Origin of the sequence: Streptomyces sp. NPDC059037 (assembly GCF_042740015.1) — a bacterium.
GTDB lineage: Bacteria > Actinomycetota > Actinomycetes > Streptomycetales > Streptomycetaceae > Streptomyces.
Map to the genome: position 1 here is coordinate 1 of NZ_JBHYIG010000210.1, position 17,214 is coordinate 17,214.

A 17,214-nucleotide genomic window follows, 5' to 3' on the forward strand; every position below is an offset into this window, starting at 1 on the left:
CGGCCACCCCGGAAGATCCGGTCGTCAGACGCTTGACGAGACCGGGACCCATTCCCGGACCGGCCGCGCACTCATCCAGCCTCACGGCGCCTGCTACGAACTGGTCCGCACCCGGCAGACAAGCCGCACGCCCCGCCGGGTGGTCCCCGTGAGCCCCGCTTCGTGGCCGCCCGGTCAATTCGCTTCTCGCGGTGGAGGGGTGGGTGTCAAGGGTGGAGCGCAGCGGAATCGGCGCAGCCGACGCGACGAAGGAGCGCCCTTTACACCCGGCCCGGAACCGCCAACCTCAGGACAACCGGGCGGCCCCGGTAAGAACACCACCACCGGCCCAGCAAAGCCCCCTACTCCGGCTCCACAAACTCATCCGTCAGCACACACCCGTCAACCAGCGCCGGCGCCGTCGACACATCCCCCCGCACCCGGAAGTTCGGGTTGCAGTTCAGCTCCAGGAGCCCCGAGGCCGAGAGATCGCGGAGGGTCTCTCCGTCCGGTGCGATCACCGCGAAATCCTTGCCGACGGCGAACCCGCCCTCCACGTCCGCCAGCGCGTCGCCCTTCATCTCCTCGGCGAGGTCCGCCTTGTACGCCGTCTGGAACTTCTCCATGTCGCTGGTCTTGAAGACCCGGATCCAGCCGTCCGCACCGTCGTCACAGGTCCCGCGGAACTGCACGCCCCAGCTCATGTCGAACTTCTCGTCCATGGGGTAGTAGCGCTCATCGGAAGGATCGATGCTGTACCTGTCACACGTGGTGAAGCGCTGAAGGTACTCGCCCGCCGCCATGACGGTCTTCGCCTCCGGCATGTTGTCCAGCATCATCTTCTGCCGGACCTCGGGCCCACCGCTGGCCCCGCCGTTACGAGCGGATCCGTCACCGGAAGACGCGGTGGACGAGGAGGACGAGGAGGACGAGGAGGACGCGGAGGGCGTGGAGGGCGTGGAGGACCCCGTAGCCCTGTCCGCGCCGCCGCCCTCCCCCTTGCCCCCCTCATCCCCCTCACACCCGGTGACCGTCAGAACAAGAGCCGCCGCCCCGACAACCGCCGCCAGCCTGAAGCGCGTACGCATGATGGTGTGATCCGTTCCCCCGCCGAGTCATGACGCCGGGACCTTAGAGCAACCGCATGTCCATGATCAAACCGGGCTTCGAGCATCCCACCCCGGCGTTCCAGGCAAGGGGCATCCCCGCAGGTCAGACCCCCTGGAAGCATTCCAGCGTCCCGGATGACCCGGCGTTCCTTGCCCCCGCCGGGACCCGCCCCCTTAGCTGTGATCAAGACAGACCAGCACAGCTACTCCGGGGGGATCCCATGAAGCACACCCGCAAGGCAGTCGCCGCCGTCATCGGCCTCGTCGCCACCCTCTCGCTCACCGCCTGCAACGGCGACGACAACGCGTCGGCGGACACCTCGACCACGTCCCCCGCCGCGTCGGCGGACAAGGGCAGCGACGACAAGGGCAGCGGCACCGGCGGCACCACCGGCGGCGGATCGGGCGAAGCCTCGACCGGCGGTGAAGGCTCCAGCGGCGGCGAAGGCTCCACCGGCGGTGGCGAGGCCGCGCAGGGGACCGCCGCCGGCACCGGCGACAACAGCGACGGCAAGATCGACATCTGCCGTACGGACGAGCTCGAAGTGAACGCCACGGACAACACCACCGACAAGACGGAAGGCGTCGTCACCGTCGTCTTCAAGAACGGCGGCGGCCGCGACTGCTCGATCAACGGCTACGCGGGAGTCGACCTGACGGCGTCCACGGGCGACACCCTCTCCGTCGACCGGAACGGCGAGGCCCCGCACCCCGACATCCTGAAGGACGGCGAGTCCGCCGCCTTCAACATCACGTTCCCGTACAACAACACGGGCGGCTCCGGCATCCGCATCACCAACCTCGTCGTGACGCCCCCGAACGAGACGAAGCACGTCACGCTCGACTGGCCCGCGGGCACGCTCCCGGTCTCGGACGGCGAGGGCGCAGTGAAGCTGGAGATCAGCCCGGTCGGGAAGGTCAGCGACTCCCCGGCCGGCTGAACCCGGCGCCACCGCCTCGCCCCTCGCTAAGAGGCGGTCCGCTGCGGCACCACCTGGATGCCGAACTCGTACGAGCCGATCGCCACCGCGATGCCCGAGAACAGCAGCGCGAAGTGTTCCTGACCGCGCGCGGTCACGATGCCTCCCAGGTCCAACTGGGAGGCATCGGGCCATCCCAGGTCGCCGAGCAGCCCACGGGTGACCCCCTTGGCGGCCTCGTCGTCACCGGAGAGGAAGATCGTGCTCGGACCCACCAGACTCGCCGGGTCCACCATCACGAACCGGTCCACGGTGGCGAGCGTCTTGACCACCCGCAGCTCGGGGTACTCCTGCTGAATCTCCTCGCTGAGGCTGTAGTTGGGGTGGGACAGCTCCATGGTGTCGGTGAAGGTATAGCCGACCCCGATGTCGACAAGCACCTTCCCGGCGAGAGCGGCCGCGCCGATCTCCTTCAGTACGTCCATAGAAGCCGTGCCCGGCGTCGCGTTCACCAGCACCTCACCGTGCGCGGCCGCCTCACCGAGCCCGACGAGGGTGAACCCCTTCAGCTCCTCGGCCTCTCCCCGCTCCTTGGGGTTCCGCGACCCCAACACGACGTCATGTCCGGCCGCACTCCAGCCAGTTGCCACCGCACGCGCCACATTTCCTGTTCCAAGCAGTCCAATTCGCATGGGCAGGACGCTAATTGGGCCTGCCCGCAAGGAAATCGGGCCCGAGTCCCAAGCCCGCTCATCCCGACGACGTACTCCAGAAGCCCGAGCGATGGCTAGGCCGCCGGGCTGAAGATCTTCGCCAAGTGGTAGTCGAGCGTGGCGCGTACGTCATCCAGCGTGCGGCGCTCGTGCAGTACGTCCCCGCCCAGTCCGACCGCCGCCGCCACCAGCAGGTCCGCCTCTCGGCGGGCGTCCAGGCCGGGGGCCGTCTGGCCGTTCGTCTGGGCCATGGCGATGAAGCCGGCGATCAGGTCCTCCAGGGGGTGCTCGTCGCTCAGGAAGACCGCCGCGATGGCCGGGTCGGTGAGGCTGCGGGCGTAGTACGCGGAGAACACCCGCAGCGCCATGGTCCGTTGGGCGTCCAGGGGCAGGAACTCGTCGAGCATCGCGCTCAGGACCCCGCGCAGGTTCGCGGGGTCGAAGTGGACGCGGGTCCTGGCCAGGCGTTCGTTCTCGCGGTGGAGCAGGTGCAGGGCGGTCACCAGGAGTTGGTGCTTGCTGCCGAAGTGGTACTGGACGACACGGAGCGACACCCCGGCCTCCGCCGCGATCTCCCGCATGCTCGCCGCGTCCAGGCCCCGCTCGGCGGCGATGCGCCACACCGCCTCGGCGATCTGGCGGCGCCGCTTGCGCGACTGCGCGCTCGTCACCGTGTCCGCGGGGCGGGCGGCCTCGGGGGCGGGGGTCAGCTTCCGGCGCCGGTAGGCCCTCGCCTGGCAGCTGCGGGAGCAGTAGAGGGCGGGGCGGCCGCGCTTGCCCGCCGTGCTCATTTCCGCACGGCAGACCGTGCAGCGGGCCGTCTCCCGAGCATTCTTTTCGTCACGCACACCATCCACTATAGGACTTAGAATGTGTGACGTAATTAAGAGAAAGGGGCTCATAGCAAAGGGATTTCGCATCTCGCGCTGATACGTTCGTAACGTGAAGTACGACATCCTGCAGATCCTCGGCGCAGTCCTGATGTGTTTCTCGGCGCAAGGCCTCATCCGACTGCTCATCGACCACGACTACAACGGCTTCCTCGGCTGGATACCCGGCGGCTTCCCCGCCCTCCTGACCGCCTACACCGTGGCGCTCGCCGCCGGAGTCCTCCTGACCGGCTGGTCCCACACCCGGGCGAAGGCGCTGGGTCGGCGCAGTTGACGGGTGTCCGACTTTCCCCGATCGTAGGGGAATTGGGCGCAAATCAACGCGCGCTGCATGCACCGGCTGGGGGGAGCCGCAAATGCAACCTGGGGAACCGCACGACTCGGTACCGGGCGCCAATCAGGGGGAAGCGCCTCAAGGCGGTCAGAGCGGCCAAGGCGGTCAGAGCGGCCAAGGCGGCCAAGGCGGTCAGAGCGGCCCAGGCGGCCAGTTCGGGCCGCCGCCACCCGTCGTCCCACCGCCGCCCGCCGCCCCGCCCACCGTCGGGCCACCCGCGGCCGGGCCGCCCCCTCCACCCCCTCCGCCCCCTGACGCCCTCCAAGCCCTCTCCACCGCCCTGCTCAACCTCACCGGCCTCGGCCTCGGCTACGTCCTGCTCAAGCGGTGGCTGCCGGCCGCCCTCTGCTGGGCCGCGACCGCCGGGTTGCTCTTCGTGGCGCTGCCCGCCGACGTGGACGGCGTACCCGGCGGCGTACTCATCGGCTATGTGACCCTCCTGGTCCTGGCCGCCGCCGACGGGGCACGCCGCGCCCTGCGCAGCCCCCGGCACACCTGGCCGCTGCGCGCACCCATCGCCGTCGGGCTCGGCCTCGTGCTGCTCGCCGTGCCGGCCGGCGGCGTCATCGCGTACGACGGCGCGCGCGACGACGCCATCGAGGAGATGCTGCTCGACCGCCTGGAGAAGGCCGACAAGATCGTCAGCGCTGCCGACGGCCGGCCCTTCGACTCCGCCAAGGACGACTACCGCTCCGCCCTCGCCGTCTACCGCGACCTCGGCGACGACCACCCCGGCTCGAAGGCCGCCGACCGCGTGCCGGACAGCCTGAAGACGTACTACGAGTCCATCGCAACCCCCTACGAGGAGCGCAAGTACTGCGACGCCCTCGAACCCCTCAAGTACCTCCGCACCCTCCCCGACGACCTCGGCAAGGACCGCCTCGGCTCCCTCGCCACCTGGCCCGACGACCGCCTCGCCACCTCGCTCTACGAATGCGGCACCCAAGGCCTCGGGACGGCCGCGGGCGGCAGCGGTCAGTTCGGTGAGCTGCTGCGTACGTTCCCCGACTCCGACCAGGCCGGGAAGGTCGAGCCCGCCATCCGTGACGCCATCGACGAGCGCTCGTCGGATCTGAAGGGCAGCGACCCCTGCCAGGCCACCGACGAGCTCCGCAACATCGGCTCCACCGCGAAGGCTCTCCCCGACGACGCGGGCGACGGGCTCAGCGGCGACGCCGAGAGCGCGGTGGAGTCCGGGGCGTACGCCTGCGGGGTCGACGAGTTCGAGGACGGCAAGTTCGCCGCGTCCGCCAAGACGCTCAACGACTTCGCCGACACCTACCGGGGCAACGGCAAACGCGACCGCGCCAAGCAGATCGCCATCGCCGCCGAGATCGCCGCCGACCGCCCCCAGGCAGGACGGAGCCTGCCGCCCACCAAGTCGCCGGGCGGCGCGAAACTGGAGTACGTCATCGAGAACGGCGGCCCAGGACCGCTCGAGGTCCTCTACACCGGGCCCACCACCGGCACCCTCAAGCTCACGTCCTGCGGCAACTGCAAGACGTACACGACCAAGGCCCAGGGCAAGAAGGCCTGCCTCGCGGGCAAGGGCCACCCGAAGAAGACGCTGCGGCTGCCTGCCGGCGAGTACCACTTCCTCTACAAGCGGGGCGCGGGCAGCGCGGGAAGCGTCCGCAACAACACCGAGGGCAGCCAGGTCAGGCCCGGCTACCGCTACACCGACTGCTCGTACGTCGTGACGGGCGGCGGACTCGGCGACCTCGACGACCTCGACGACCTCGACGACCTGGATGACGCCGACTGGCTTACGTGAAGCATGATGTGAGACCTGGTCAGAGGGCACGCCGGGCCGTCATTGCCCGGCGTCACCCAGCGTGATACACAGAGTGATCATGCGTTTCAGCCAACGAATGACGCCAAGTCGACATGCACTGGCCCGTTTGTCGGCGAGAATGAGCTGTCCTCTGTACTGCGGTAGGCAGAGGTGACAGAACAACCCACTAGGGGCGGTGAGTTACACATGCTTATGGCAGCCGAAAAGGGCGACATCACCACCATCATCGGCGGGATCGCCCCCGACTGGGGTCCCTTCGGGAGCCTGGGCAACGAGGCACGGGTGATGATCGAGGTCGTGATGGCGATCGCCATCCTCCTCTGTCTCGGCATTGCGATCTGGGGCGCGGCCAAACAGCGGATCGGCGCGACGGCTCTGCGCGACACCTTCAGCGCCGAGCAGGGCAAGGGCCTGATCATCGCGGGCCTGACCGGCGTCTTCATCATCGGCTCGCTCGGCACGGTCTTCACCATCGTGTACGGGATGGCGGTCTAGCCGCCTCGTCCCCTCCCTCCACACGTCCCCCGTCTTCTCCCCTGTCCCCTCCCCCTGTCCCCCTCCACACCACCCATCCGTCGTGCCCACCGGCTGAGGTTGCAACTCCCTGATGTCGAGTCACCACACCGCGCCCGCGCGGGAACCAGCACGGCTACCGTCGTACGTGGCGGTTCACCGAGAGGTTGAGGGGGCGTACGCGGCATGAGTCCCGACGACGAGCGGAACGATGGCCTCTTCGGCGGATCGGGCGAGACGCGGACGCGGCTCCCCGAGGGCGAGGGGGGCGGCCAGGACGTCTACGGGGGAGCGCGCAGATCCGGCCGTTCTTCACGGTCCTCGTCACGGAGTCTCGTGACGGTGGTGGGTGTGGTGGTCCTGCTGATCGCAGCGATCGCTTTCGCGAACCGGGGAGGGGAGGAGCCCGCCGGGGGTGGGGAAGGTAAGAAGGCCGGGGCGGCGCCTACGTCTGCGACGGGCGAGAAGCCAGTCGACGGGAAGAACGCCGGGATCCCCTCTGGGTTCGCCCAGAGTGACCAGGGTGCGCAGTCGGCAGCGGCGAACTACGCGTCTGCATTGGGTTCTGACGGGATGTTCAACCAGGCCCGACGGCACGAGATCGTGCAGGCCGTCGCTGATCCCAGCAGGCTGGACACGCTCCAGAGCGGCTTCGACGCGGACTACTCGCCTGCCTTCCTGAAGAAGATCGGCCTGAACGACAAAGGCACAGCACCCGCGGGCAGCACCTTCGTGAACCGCACGCTGCCGGCCGGCACCAAGGTCAAGAGCTACAGCGACAGCAGCGCCACCGTCGAGGTCTGGTGCAGCGGTCTGTTCGGGCTCACCGGCGAGAGCTCCACCAACCCCGTCACCGGCAGCTGGTTCACCGTAACCATGAAGCTGAACTGGAGCGACGGTGACTGGAAGGTCCTGGAGTCCCGCCAGAAGACCGGTCCCACGCCCGTGAACGGCGACAACCCCATCTCAGGGGCTGAAGAGATCGGAGACGCGGTCAAGGAGTTCGGAGGGTTCACGTATGCCCGGTAGCCCACACCGCGCGCTCAGGATCACCGCCCTTGTCGCGGCCACGCAGACCGCAGCAGTGCTGCTGGCCACGCGTGCCGTCGCGGCGCCGGAACCCAAAGACGACCCCTGCGAGCTGATCGCGGGGCCCGCAAAGAAGTACTGCGAAAAAGGCCAAGACGGCGGCAGCGCAGGCGGCGACGGCAAGTACCCCACCGACGACCCCCTGAACTCCACCCTCGACCCCCTCTCCTCCCTGGCGAAGGGCTGCGCGGACGCCGCCTCCTGGACGGTGGACAAGCTGTCCTCCGCCGTGAAGGAGACCGCCGAGGTCGACTTCACGAACCCCACCTTCCTCAAGCAGTACGCGGTCGTCTTCGCCGCGTCGACCATCCTGACCCTGCTCCTCTGGCTCCTCGCAGTCGCCAAACGCGCAGTGAGAGGCGTCCCCCTCACCACCGCGCTCTCCGAAGCCATCGGGTTCCTCTGGCTGACGGTCCTCGCCTCCGCCTTCACACCGCTGATCCTCTACACCGTCGTATCCGCGACCGACGGCGTCACGGACGTCATCGCGAAGGCGACGGGCGGTCAGACGGACACGTTCTTCGGGACGTTCTCCGGCGCCCTGAAGAAGGGCGAGGACATCGGCGGCGGGCCGATCATGCTGATCGTCGTCTCGCTCGTGTCGATCCTCGCCGCCGGCGTGCTGTGGCTGGAGCTCGTCATCCGGGCCGCGCTGCTCTACGTGGGCGCGCTGCTCGGCACCGTCGTCTATGCCGGGCTCGTCGACAAGAACCTGTGGACGCACGTCCGGCGCTGGGCCGGGATCATGATCGCGGTGATCCTCGTCAAACCCATCATCGTCATCGTGCTCGGCCTCGCGGGCGCGCTCTCCGCCGACGACGGGCCCGACTCGTTCTCGGCCGTCGTCTCCGGGCTCTCGATCATCCTGCTCGCCATCTTCGCGAGCGCCATGATCTACCGCTTCGTGCCGGGCTTCGGGGACGAGATCGCCAACTCCCGGAACAACCGGATCATGCGCGGCGCCGAGAACAAGGCCGCAGCCGTCATCAGTTCCCCCGCGTCCCTCGTCTCCCAGGGCATCAAGACCCACAGCTCCCGGGGCAACGGCGGCGGAGGCGGCGGTCAGGCGCGGCCCGCCAACGCGGCGAGCGGCGGAATGGCCGCCCACAGCAGCCGCCCCTCCGGAGGCGGAGGCGGCGGCGCCTCATCGAACGGCGGCGGATCTGTCCCCTCCGCCACACCCGCGCCGCGCAGCAACAGCGCGACCAGCACGCCGCACGCGCGCAACCGCGGCTCAGGCAGCACCGGAAACGGCTCAGGCAACAAACGCACGGGAGGTGAAGGGCGTTGACGACCCAGTCCCACGTGTCGCAACCGGTCGCGCCCCGCCGCACATATCTGATCGGCCGCGCGCGGCCGAACGCGATCGTCGGCAAGAACCGGGAGACCGGAGAGATCGCGCTGATCATCGCGGGAGCCTTCCTCGGGATGATGTGCGGGCTCCTCGTCCCCGTCCTTTCCCTGCGCATCGTGCTCCTCATGGGCTTCCCGATGCTGGCCATCGCCGCGGTGTACGTCCCGTACAAGGGCCGGACCTTCTTCAAGTGGTTCGAGATCAACCGGAGTTACAAGAGGTCGCTGAAGCGCGGCACCGCCTACCGCTCCGCCGCCCCCGAAGCGGGCGTCCGCTTCGACGGCAAGGAGGTCGAGGTCGGCCCGCCGCCCGGCATCGGCCGCATCAGCTGGCTCGCCGCGCCCTTCGGGCCTGACGAGATCGCCGTACTGCTGCACGCCGACCGGCGGACCGTAACCGCCGCCATCGAGATCGAGGGGCCGGGCGTCGGGCTCCGGGACTCCGAGGACCAGGAAGCGCTCGTCGACCGGTTCGGGACGCTGCTCAAGCATGTCGCCAATGGTGATGGGTTTGTGACGCGGCTTCAGATGCTTGCCCGCACCCTTCCCGCCGACCCGGACGCCCACGCCAAGGACGTCAGCGTGCGCGGCGACGACCGGGCGCTGCCCTGGCTGCAGCAGTCGTACGAACAGCTCCAGTCGATGGTCTCCACCAGCAGCGAGCAGCACCGCGCCTATCTGGTGGCCTGTATGCACTACTCGCGCGACCTCGCCGCCGAGGCCCAGGCCATGGCGCGCGCGGCCCTTCCCCAAGCTCTCGGCTCCGCTCGAGCAGGGGAGACCCCATTCACGGCGCGCCGCAAGCTCGACAAGGACGCCGGTCTCGCCGTCGTCATGGCGCGCGAGCTCACCGACATCTGCTCGCGGCTCCAGGAAGCCGACATCCGCGTACGGCAGCCGCTGGGGCAAGGGCGGCTTTCGTCCCTCGTGCACTCGATGTACGACCCGGACCACCCCATCGACCACATCCAGGCCATGACGAAACGGAACGCCTGGCCCGCCGAACTCGACGCCATGGAGCCCACCTACCTCCAGGCCAAGACCCGCGAGTCCTCGTCCCGCGCGCCCTGGTGCCACGCCACGGCCTGGGTGAAGGAGTGGCCGATGACACCCGTCGGCGTCAACTTCCTCGCCCCGCTGCTCGTCCACACCCCGGACGTCATCAGGACGGTGGCCGTGACGATGGACCTCGAACCCACCGAGGTCGCCATCGAGCGCATGCTGACGGAGAAGACCAACGACGAGGCGGAGGCCAGCCGCCAGGCCAAGCTGAACCGCACGGTCGACCCGCGCGACGTCGCCTCGCACTCCCGCCTCGACCAGCGCGGCGAGGACCTGGCGAGCGGCGCGGCCGGCGTGAATCTGGTCGGCTACATCACCGTCTCGTCCCGGTCCCCGGAGTCCCTCGCCCGCGACAAGCGCACCATCCGGGCCTCGGCCGGGAAGTCGTATCTGAAGCTGGAGTGGTGCGACCGCGAGCACCACAGGGCCTTCGTCAATACGCTGCCGTTCGCGACCGGCATCCGACGCTAGACGCAGAGGCAGGCTGTTGAGATGCGGGATCCGCTGACCGTCCTCACGGACGCCTTCACGTCCTTCCTCTTCGGGAAGGTCGAGACGACCAGGCTTCCGGTCCGTACGTCGACGGGGCAGGCCCAGGCGGTCTACCTGCCGACGGCCGCGCCGGGCCTCGGCGACTCGGGCGTGATCATCGGGCGCGAGGTGTACTCCGGCAAGGGCTACATCTACGACCCCTTCCAGCTGTACGGGCAGCAGCTGCCGGCGCCGCACTGGCTGGTGCTCGGCGAGTCCGGCAACGGCAAGTCGGCGCTCGAGAAGACGTACGTACTGCGGCAGTTGCGCTTCAAGGACCGGCAGGTCGTCGTCCTGGACGCGCAGGGCGAGGACGGCGTCGGCGAGTGGAACCTCATCGCCCAGGAGCTGGGGATAACTCCCATCCGGCTCGACCCGACGGCCGCCCTTGACATGGGGATCCGGCTGAATCCCCTCGACCCGGCGATCACGACGACCGGTCAGCTCGCGCTGCTCCGGACGATCATCGAGGTCGCGATGGGGCACGGGCTCGACGAGCGCTCGGGCTTCGCGCTGAAGGTCGCGCACGCGTACGTGAACGAGACGATCGTCGAGCGGCAGCCGGTCCTGACGGACATCGTGGAACAGCTGCGCCACCCGGAACCGGAGTCCGCGGAAGCGATGAACGTCGCCATAGACGACGTGCGGGCCTGGGGTCTGGACGTGGCGCTGGTCCTTGACCGCCTTGTCGACGGTGACCTTCGCGGCATGTTCGACGGCCCGACGACGGTCGGCATCGATCTGGACGCGCCCCTCATCGTCTTCGACCTCTCCCACATCGACCGGAACTCGATCGCGATGCCGATCCTGATGGCCATCGTGGGCGTCTGGCTGGAGCACACGTGGATCCGCCCGGACAGGAAGAAGCGCATCTTCCTGGTCGAGGAGGCCTGGCACATCATCAACTCGCCCTTCGTGGCCCAGCTGTTCCAGCGCCTGCTGAAGTTCGGCCGACGGCTCGGTCTCTCCTTCGTGGCGGTGGTCCACCACCTGTCCGACGTGGTCGACGGGGCGGCGGCCAAGGAGGCCGCCGCGATCCTGAAGATGGCGTCCACGAGGACGATCTACGCCCAGAAGGCGGACGAGGCGAGAGCGACGGGACGGGTGCTCGGGCTGCCCCGGTGGGCGGTGGAGATCATCCCCACGCTCACCCCCGGCATCGCGGTATGGGACGTGAACGGCAATGTCCAAGTGGTCAAGCACCTGATCACGGAGACGGAACGGCCGCTGGTCTTCACCGACCGGGCCATGACGGAATCCTCGGCGGACCTCACGGATCTCCCGGACGACGATCCGCTGCGGGCCGCCGAACTGGAGGCGGAGGAGCGGGCGGCGTACATGGAGCAGCAGATGAACGACCCGTCGTCGTCGCGTTCCGGGGTGGCGTGAGCGATGCCGTACCGGGACCGGGAGTACCGGCACTCTGAGCCCGAGTACCGGGAGCGGGGCGGCCGCCGCGAGTCGCGCGAGCGCGGCATCCCCGACGGCCTGCTGGTCGGCGGCCTGGCCTTCGTCCTCGGCATGACGGTGCTCACCTGGTCGGCGACGGGCCTCGCGGGCTGGTTCACGCACGGCTCCTGGCCGCGTGCAGTGACGTTCGGTCGTACGCCGCCGGCCATGCGGCACCTGATCCAGCAGCCCCACGATGTGGCGGGAGCATGGCCACAGACCCCGGCCGACCAGCTTTCGGGGTACGGCCTCTTCTGGGGCCTGCTGATCGGCCAGCTGATGGTGCTGGTCGTCTTGACGATCTTCGTGATGGGTACGTTCACGCGGTGGCGGGCGGTGCGAAGGGCACGGCGAATGCCGGTTGCTCAGGCTGGTTCCGCTCAGGCTGCTGCCGTTCAGGCTGCTGCTGCCGCTCCCGCTGTGGGCAGGCGTTCCGCAGGGCGGAACGGGTGGGCACAGCCTTCAGCGCCGGTTGCCGATGAAACGGGCGTCGAGCAAGACACCGGGGACAGCGCCACACCGCCGGGCACCGATGAACAGGGCGTCGAGCAGGACACAGGCGACGGCTCCACACCACACAGCACCGAGACCCCATCGGTCCCCAGCCCCCGTACACCCCTGGTACTCGGCCCCCAAGAGACCCGCAGGCCCCTGGCAGTACAGGCAATCCGGGACGCCGAAGCCGCAGCCCTGGTCATCACCTCGGACCCCACCCTCTGGGAAGAGACAAAAGACGCCCGGGCCAAGCTCGGCCCCGTCCTCGTCTACGACCCCACCCACCTCTGCGACACCCCCGCACGACTCCACTGGTCCCCGACCAGAAACTGCGAGGACAAGGCAACGGCGGCCCACCGGGCCACCGCCCTGCTGGCCGCCATAAGGCCGAGCGCCAAGCTGGACACAGCCGTCGCGGACACCGCGGAAACCCTCCTCCGCAGCTTCCTGCACGCCGCCGCGGTGGACAACCGCCCCATCAAGCACGTCCACCGCTGGTCCCAGGGCACCCAAGTACAAGAGGCGGTACGGATCCTCCGTACGCACCAGAAGGCCGCATCCGGCTCCGCCGGCGAACTGGAGGCGGCGCTCACGGCGTACCCCGAACGCCGCGACATGGCCCAGGAGTTGACCGCACGGGCCCTCTCCGCCCTTTTCACGGTCAACATCCGCGAAGCCTGCACCCCAAACCGAACTGATGCCCTCACGCTGGATTCCTTCGTGGATGAAGGGGGCACGCTTTTCGTGGTGGGTGAAGCAATCGAAGACCCCAAGTCACCCAAGGGACCTGGCGCGATGCCGCTTCTCACGGCACTCGCCGCAAGCGTGGTCGAGCACGGCCGGCGCATGGCCGAACGGTCATCCTCCGGTCGGCTCGACCCACCAATGACGCTGGTCCTCGACGATGTCGCCGCGGTGGCCCCGCTGCCCCAACTGCCGGACCTGCTCGCGAACGGCTCCGACCAGGGCCTCCCGACCCTGGCCCTGCTCCGCTCACAGGAACAGGGCAGATCCCGCTGGCCGGACCGCGAACTGCCGGGCGCCTCCTAGGAGCTCCCCCTCAGGGTCACGGTCGTACCCGGGTACTACCCGCCGCCGCCACCTCCCGCCCGCGGTCCGACGATCCGCGCCGCCGCGAGCGCCAGCATCGTAGCCATGATTAGGGCATACGGACTGACCAAACACTACGGCGGCAAGCCCGCAAAAAAGGCTGTCGACGACCTCGGGTTCGAGGTCCTTCCGGGCACCGTCACCGGCTTCCTCGGCCCCAACGGGGCGGGCAAGTCCACCACCATGCGGATGCTCCTCGGCCTCGACGCACCGACCCGCGGCCGTGCCACCATCGGCGGCCGCGCCTACGCCACACACCCCGCGCCCCTGCACGAAGTCGGCGCGCTGCTCGAAGCCCGCTCCGTCCACCCGGGGCGCTCCGCGTACCACCACCTCATGGCGCTCGCCCACACCCACTCCATCCCCAAGAGCCGCGTCGACGCCGTCCTCGACCTGGCCGGCATCCACGACGTCGCCCGCAAGCGCGTCAAGGGCTTCTCCCTCGGCATGGGCCAGCGCCTGGGCATCGCGGCCGCCCTGCTCGGCGACCCGGCCACCGTCATCCTCGACGAGCCGGTCAACGGCCTCGACCCCGAGGGCGTCCTGTGGATCCGCAACCTCCTCAAGTCCCTTGCCGCAGAAGGCCGTACGGTCCTCGTCTCCTCGCACCTCATGAGCGAGATGGCGCTGACCGCCGAGCACCTGATCATCATCGGCCGGGGCAGGCTCCTCGCCGACACCACCGTCGAACGCTTCGTACGCGAGTCCGGCACCGGCGCCGTGAAGGTCGTGACCCCCGAGGCGGGCGTCCTGAGCGAGCTCCTCGCGGGGCCGGGTGTGGAGATCACCGTGGACACCCCCGGCACCCTCGACGTGCGCGGCACGGACGCCGAGCACATCGGCCGCACCGCCGCCGCCCACGGCATCCCCCTCTTCGAACTCACCCCGCACACCGCCTCGTTGGAGCAGGCGTTCATGGACCTCACCCGGGACTCGGTCGAGTACGTCGCCTCCACACCCCTCCCCCAGCCAGAAGGAGCAGCGGCATGAGCACCCTCCAGCACCCCGCGAACGCCGCGGCCCCCGCGCCCTACCGCCTCACCACCAAGGGCGTGCTGCGCTCCGAGTGGCACAAGCTGTGGACGCTCCGCTCCACCTGGATCACCCTGCTCACGGCGGCAGCCCTGGTGCTCGCCGTCGGCATCACGATGGGCGTCACCTACGACGGGGACGACGCCGAGATCGACACGGTCGTCTTCACCCTGTTCGGCACCCAGCTCTCCCAGATCTGCCTCGCCGTCCTCGGCATCCTCGTCACCGCGGGCGAGTACTCGACCGGCATGATCCGCGCCTCGCTCACCGCAGTCCCGCACCGCCTGCCCGTCCTGTGGTCCAAGGCCGGCATCTTCACGGCCATCGCCTTCACGGTGTGCCTCGTGACCAACGTCGTCACGTTCCTCACGGCACAGATCTGGCTCTCCGGCAGCGACAAGGAGCTGTCCCTCACGGACGACGGCGTCCTTGGCGCCCTCGCGACCAGCGCCGCGGCCATCACCCTCCTGAGCCTCATCGCGCTCGGCCTCGGCGCCCTGCTCCGCTCGGTGCCCGGTGCCATCGGCGCGTTCGTCGGGTCGGTCCTCATCCTGCCCGAGGTCCTGGCGATGCTGCCCTTCGGCGCCGTGGACACCGCCATCCGGTACTTCCCCGCCCAGGCGGCGAGCTCGCTCGGCTCGGTGACCCGGGTGGAGAACACGATCGCCCCGGGCACGGCCCTGTTCACCCTCGCCCTGTGGGCGGCGGCGATCATCGCGGCGGCGTCGGCACTCCTCAAGCGTCGCGACGTATGACATCCCCACGAGGCCAGGAATGAAGGACCTCTGTACGACGATTCTCTGTACGAGGATGAGGCCGTGACCGAGCCGCTGCCCATCACCCAGTTCCTCCAGCGCTGGACCCAGCGGGTGCGCGCCTTCGACAGGCGCCGCCCGCTGGTCTGGGATCTGCTGGTCACCGGCTTCTTCGTGGCCGCCGCCCTCATCGACGCCGACGGCGGCTGGCGCAACATCGCGCCCAACACGGATGTGCCGGGCCCGCTGATCTTCCTGATGAGCCTGGGCCTCTCGGTCCCGCTGCTGTGGCGCCGCCGCCACCCCATGACGGTCCTCGCGGTCATGGTGGCGACGGGCGTGGTCAGCAGCTGGAGCGGCGCCATGCTCCAGGCCTCCCTCATCCAGATGATCGTCCTGTTCAACGTCGCGATGCGGCTGCCCCTGAAGACGCTCGGCTGGGCGGGCCTCATGATGACGGTCCCCCTCGTCGTCGGCACCATCCGCTACCCGGAGGGCAGTTGGGACCAGCAGATCATCCCGAACGTGTGGGCGTACGCCCTCGTCGCGCTCTTCGGCATCGCGGTGCGCTCCCGCCAGGACTACACCGAGGCCCTCGTCCAACGCGCCCGCCAGCTCGAGGTCGAGCGCGACCAGCAGGCCCAGCTCGCCACGGCCGCCGAACGCACCCGCATCGCCCGCGAGATGCACGACATCATCGGCCACAACCTCTCCGTCATCACGGGCCTCGCGGACGGCGGTTCGTACGCCGCCGCCAAGTCCCCCGAACGCGCCGCCCAAGCCCTCGAAGCCATCGGCACCACAAGCCGCCAGGCCCTCTCCGAACTCCGCCGCCTCCTCGACGTCCTGCGCGACGAGACCCCCGCCACGGCCGAGCGCTCCCCACAGCCCGCCCTGACCGACCTGGACCAACTCATCGACGGCGTACGGGCCGCGGGCCTCCCCGTCCGCAGCACGGTCCGCGGCCGCCCGGACTCGGTCCCCGCGGGCCGCCAGCTCACCCTCTACCGCGTGGTCCAGGAAGCCCTGACGAACACACTCAAGCACGGGGGCCCGGACGCCACGGCGACCGTGGACGTCAGCTACACCACGGAGGGCGTGACGGTCGACGTCACGGACACCGGGGTCGGCGGCGGCATCGGAAAGACCCCCGGCAGCGGCCGCGGGCTGACCGGAATGCGCGAGCGAACTTCCCTGTACGACGGCACACTTGAGGCCGGACCACTCCCCCATCCACCCGGCGGCTGGCGGGTCCACCTCCATCTCCCCAAGGACAGTGAGACGACAACGTGACGACCGTGCTCATCGTCGACGACCAGCCCATGCAGCGCTTCGGCTTCCGCATGCTCCTGGAGAGCCAGGACGACATGACGGTGGCGGGCGAGGCCGGCAACGGCAGCGAGGCGATCCGCATGACGGCCGAGCTCCACCCGGACGTCGCCCTGATGGACATCCGCATGCCCGGCCTGGACGGCATCGAGGCCACGCGGCGCATCGTCGCATCGGGCGACCGCACCCGCGTACTGATCCTCACGACGTTCGACCTGGACGAGTACGCCTACGAAGGCCTGCGCGCCGGCGCCTCCGGCTTCCTCATCAAGGACGCCCTGCCCGAGGAACTCCTCTCCGGAATCCGCGCGGTCGCATCGGGCGACGCGGTGGTCGCCCCTAGCCTGACCCGCCGCCTCCTCGACACGTACGCGGACCATCTCCCGACGGCCGGCTCGGCCCCCGCCGATCCATCTGCTCACCCGCGCCTGGCCTCTCTCACAGACCGCGAACGCGAAATCCTGACGGTCATCGGCCAGGGCTGGACGAATGCGGAAATCTCGACGCGTCTGCACCTCGCGGAATCCACGGTGAAGACACACGTGGGCCGCATTCTCGCCAAGACGGGGGCGAGGGACAGGGTGCAGGCGGTGATTCTGGCGTACGACACGAAATTGGTGAGGCCGTCGTAAGGCCTTTGTGGCCTAAACGCAGAAAACCCCCGCACCGTATCCCGGTGCGGGGGTTTCCCATTCAAAAATAGTTCGGCGGCGTCCTACTCTCCCACAGGGTCCCCCCTGCAGTACCATCGGCGCT

At 69.3% G+C, this 17,214-nt stretch carries 17 protein-coding genes; 14 read left to right on the top strand and 3 right to left on the bottom strand.

Going from position 1 to position 17,214, the window contains the following annotated elements:
* Nucleotides 1-341 precede the first annotated feature (341 nt).
* Nucleotides 342-803 (bottom strand): hypothetical protein, encoded by a 462-nt coding sequence (locus ACFWY6_RS32590; RefSeq protein ID WP_384698082.1) that lies wholly within the window; start codon nucleotides 801-803, stop codon nucleotides 342-344.
* Here ACFWY6_RS32590 and ACFWY6_RS32595 point away from each other — a divergent pair.
* Together ACFWY6_RS32595 and ACFWY6_RS32600 are read left to right on the top strand one after the other, a co-directional pair.
* Nucleotides 802-1,077 carry a hypothetical protein gene (locus ACFWY6_RS32595; protein ID WP_384698084.1) on the top strand — a complete coding sequence of 92 codons (276 nt, stop codon included), beginning with the start codon at nucleotides 802-804 and terminating at the stop codon, nucleotides 1,075-1,077. The two genes, ACFWY6_RS32590 and ACFWY6_RS32595, sit on opposite strands and share 2 nt — an antisense overlap.
* Before the next feature lie 232 nt (nucleotides 1,078-1,309).
* Nucleotides 1,310-2,029, top strand: a complete 720-nt coding sequence (locus tag ACFWY6_RS32600) for a DUF4232 domain-containing protein (protein WP_384698087.1) — start codon at nucleotides 1,310-1,312, stop codon at nucleotides 2,027-2,029.
* Between the two features lie 26 nt (nucleotides 2,030-2,055).
* On the opposite strand, the gene ACFWY6_RS32605 is transcribed toward ACFWY6_RS32600, so the two are convergent.
* Nucleotides 2,056-2,700, bottom strand: a complete 645-nt coding sequence (locus tag ACFWY6_RS32605; RefSeq protein WP_384698090.1) for an NADPH-dependent F420 reductase — start codon at nucleotides 2,698-2,700, stop codon at nucleotides 2,056-2,058.
* Between the two features lie 95 nt (nucleotides 2,701-2,795).
* Complete coding sequence (locus tag ACFWY6_RS32610) at nucleotides 2,796-3,569, bottom strand: TetR/AcrR family transcriptional regulator (protein WP_384698093.1); 774 nt, start codon at nucleotides 3,567-3,569, stop codon at nucleotides 2,796-2,798.
* Between the two features lie 94 nt (nucleotides 3,570-3,663).
* On the opposite strand from ACFWY6_RS32610, the gene ACFWY6_RS32615 reads away from it, so the two are divergent.
* The 12 genes from ACFWY6_RS32615 (at nucleotide 3,664) to ACFWY6_RS32670 (ending at nucleotide 17,090) form a co-directional block, all read left to right on the top strand.
* Nucleotides 3,664-3,885, top strand: a complete 222-nt coding sequence (locus ACFWY6_RS32615; RefSeq protein ID WP_361824664.1) for a hypothetical protein — start codon at nucleotides 3,664-3,666, stop codon at nucleotides 3,883-3,885.
* Between the two features lie 82 nt (nucleotides 3,886-3,967).
* On the top strand, nucleotides 3,968-5,719 hold the full coding sequence (locus ACFWY6_RS32620; RefSeq protein ID WP_384698096.1) for a hypothetical protein: 1,752 nt from the start codon (nucleotides 3,968-3,970) through the stop codon (nucleotides 5,717-5,719).
* 207 nt (nucleotides 5,720-5,926) lie between these two features.
* Nucleotides 5,927-6,235, top strand: a complete 309-nt coding sequence (locus tag ACFWY6_RS32625) for a hypothetical protein (RefSeq protein WP_160505898.1) — start codon at nucleotides 5,927-5,929, stop codon at nucleotides 6,233-6,235.
* Nucleotides 6,236-6,439: 204 nt separating this feature from the next.
* Nucleotides 6,440-7,282: a hypothetical protein gene (locus ACFWY6_RS32630; protein ID WP_384698099.1), complete on the top strand. Its 843-nt coding sequence runs from the start codon at nucleotides 6,440-6,442 to the stop codon at nucleotides 7,280-7,282.
* On the top strand, nucleotides 7,272-8,633 hold the full coding sequence (locus ACFWY6_RS32635; protein WP_384698101.1) for a hypothetical protein: 1,362 nt from the start codon (nucleotides 7,272-7,274) through the stop codon (nucleotides 8,631-8,633). The genes ACFWY6_RS32630 and ACFWY6_RS32635 overlap by 11 nt, the downstream gene beginning before the upstream one ends.
* Complete coding sequence (locus ACFWY6_RS32640) at nucleotides 8,630-10,228, top strand: SCO6880 family protein (RefSeq protein WP_384698104.1); 1,599 nt, start codon at nucleotides 8,630-8,632, stop codon at nucleotides 10,226-10,228. Before ACFWY6_RS32635 ends, ACFWY6_RS32640 begins: the two co-directional genes overlap by 4 nt.
* Nucleotides 10,229-10,249: 21 nt before the next feature.
* On the top strand, nucleotides 10,250-11,677 hold the full coding sequence (locus ACFWY6_RS32645) for an ATP-binding protein (protein WP_266864866.1): 1,428 nt from the start codon (nucleotides 10,250-10,252) through the stop codon (nucleotides 11,675-11,677).
* Between the two features lie 3 nt (nucleotides 11,678-11,680).
* On the top strand, nucleotides 11,681-13,282 hold the full coding sequence (locus ACFWY6_RS32650; protein ID WP_384698107.1) for a type VI secretion protein: 1,602 nt from the start codon (nucleotides 11,681-11,683) through the stop codon (nucleotides 13,280-13,282).
* 105 nt (nucleotides 13,283-13,387) lie between these two features.
* Entirely contained in the window at nucleotides 13,388-14,332 is a 945-nt protein-coding gene (locus tag ACFWY6_RS32655) for an ATP-binding cassette domain-containing protein (protein ID WP_384698110.1), read from the top strand.
* Nucleotides 14,329-15,129, top strand: coding sequence for an ABC transporter permease (locus ACFWY6_RS32660; RefSeq protein ID WP_384698113.1), 801 nt, complete (start codon nucleotides 14,329-14,331; stop codon nucleotides 15,127-15,129). The genes ACFWY6_RS32655 and ACFWY6_RS32660 overlap by 4 nt, the downstream gene beginning before the upstream one ends.
* A 63-nt stretch (nucleotides 15,130-15,192) precedes the next feature.
* Nucleotides 15,193-16,422 (top strand): sensor histidine kinase, encoded by a 1,230-nt coding sequence (locus ACFWY6_RS32665; RefSeq protein ID WP_384698116.1) that lies wholly within the window; start codon nucleotides 15,193-15,195, stop codon nucleotides 16,420-16,422.
* On the top strand, nucleotides 16,419-17,090 hold the full coding sequence (locus ACFWY6_RS32670) for a response regulator (protein WP_384698119.1): 672 nt from the start codon (nucleotides 16,419-16,421) through the stop codon (nucleotides 17,088-17,090). The genes ACFWY6_RS32665 and ACFWY6_RS32670 overlap by 4 nt, the downstream gene beginning before the upstream one ends.
* The last annotated feature ends 124 nt before the right edge of the window (nucleotides 17,091-17,214 follow it).